This window comes from Waltera sp., assembly GCF_046969025.1.
GTDB classification, from domain to species: Bacteria; Bacillota; Clostridia; order Lachnospirales; family Lachnospiraceae; genus Acetatifactor; species Acetatifactor acetigignens.
Window position 1 is genome coordinate 1 of sequence record NZ_JBKVQF010000050.1, and the last position, 1,830, is coordinate 1,830.

Sequence of the window (1,830 nt, forward strand, 5' to 3'; positions counted from 1 at the left end):
CCTAGTATAATAATGGTGTAGTCAATGATGACTACAGATTAATAGTTACAAAGTCTAAATGAATAACTGAAGGAGGGATTCTCCTCTCCATCAGAAGTTATTGTTCCTTACCGTGTCTGAGACTTCCATAATGCACCAGGCCAGATCTTGAGGTATAATCACTGAGGCAGGGCAATTGACGTTTCCTCCTTGGGACCCGGCTTTCCGCCGGGAAAACCTCTTAGAAAGTCTGTCTGTCCATTCGGTGGTGATTTATGGTTTGGCTGGTTGGGAAGCCTCAGGCTATACCTGTATAAGCCGCTAGGTTGTGTATCCACCTTTTGGAAATGGATGCCTGCCGGAAAGGATATTTTACTATGCATTACAAAAGATTACTTACATGGATTGACGGCAGTTCTTCTTACCTCTCTGTCGGCCTCGATGTCGGCGCCGATTTTACATGGATGTCTATCGCCCTCCCTAATGGGGCTTTTATCGGGAAACCCTTTAAGATCGTCCATTCTGATCCCAGATCCAGAGACCTCGCTGTCACAAAAATAAAGGAAGCGCAAGAGACGTATTCTCTCAAAAGCCGCTGCTTCCTTGAGTCTACCGGGATCTACCATATCCCGCTCCTGTGCTTCCTTCGTGATAAGGGGTTTGACTGCTCCGTCATTAATCCTATCATCACTAAGAATAGCACAAATATCAACATAAGGAAACTGCATAATGATAAATTCGACTCGAAAAAGGCTGCCCTTGTTGGTCTCAACGTTTCTCTTAAGGCTTCCATCATCCCCGAGGATTCCGTCGTTGATCTGAGAAACCTGGTCCGTGATTACTATTATTTCAAGGATCTCCAGTCTGCTGTCGCTCTCAAACTCACTGCGGAACTGAAAATGTCTTTCCCCGCTTATGCGAAAGTCTTCAGCAAGGTCACCACACAGTCTTCCTTAAAGCTGCTAAGCTCTTATCCTCTTGCCGGGGACATGCTTGAGGCTTCTAAAGACGATATCGTGGAGACCATCCGTAGCACGGCACGTTTTGGCGAAGCTTATGCACTGCGTAAGTATGACGCCGTCATCGCTGCCGCACAAGATGCTTCTGTTTTCGGCAGGGCACTTCCCAGCAATGCTGTCCGCATCCGCCTTTATATTGATACTTATCAGGAATACCAGAAGCATCTGGACGCACTCCTGAAGGCGCTCCATGAGACGGTGGAACGGCTGCAGGATACTTTGATCTACGACCAGATCTGCCTTCTGCAGTCCCTGCGCGGAATCGGTTTCTTAAGCGCAGTCGTCCTGATCGCGGAGATGGGGGATTTTAAACTTTTTCCTTCCCCGAAAAAACTTTACGCTTACTTTGGGCTTGACCCTGCCGTCAAACAGTCTGGAAAACTCAATGGCGATAAAGTCCATATGTCCAAACGCGGTTCCAGCCTTGCCAGACGGGTTCTTCACATGGTCGCACTCAATAACGTAAAGGTTGATAAAGGAAGCGGCACACCTGTGAATCCTGTCATTTACGACTACTACACAAGAAAGTGTTCTGGCAAGAAAAAACCAGTAGCAATGGGCGCTGTCATGCATAAGATCTGCAACATCATCTTTGCCATGCTTCGAGATAACAAACCTTTCGAGATCATCACTCCGGAAGAGCACTGCCAGCGATTCGCTGCGGAGTATCCAGACAAGATACGGAAAGCCGCATAATCAACACGGTACTCTCAATATTTCGTTCGCGACCAATCCAATATATCGGAATGGTCTGTTAAGGTTACCCTTTTTTCGCTGCTGTAAAAAATTTAACTTTTTTATATCACCTCTTGACATTTCTTAGCTGGACTTT

Annotated in this window: 1 protein-coding gene; it reads left to right on the plus strand. The window is 46.6% G+C overall.

Annotated features, from left to right (window positions below; translation table 11 throughout):
- The first annotated feature begins 356 nt into the window (after positions 1-356).
- The gene (locus ACLTOH_RS15200; RefSeq protein WP_412224357.1) at positions 357-1,694 is read left to right on the plus strand and encodes an IS110 family transposase; all 1,338 of its coding nucleotides are present in this window, start codon (positions 357-359) and stop codon (positions 1,692-1,694) included.
- The last annotated feature ends 136 nt before the right edge of the window (positions 1,695-1,830 follow it).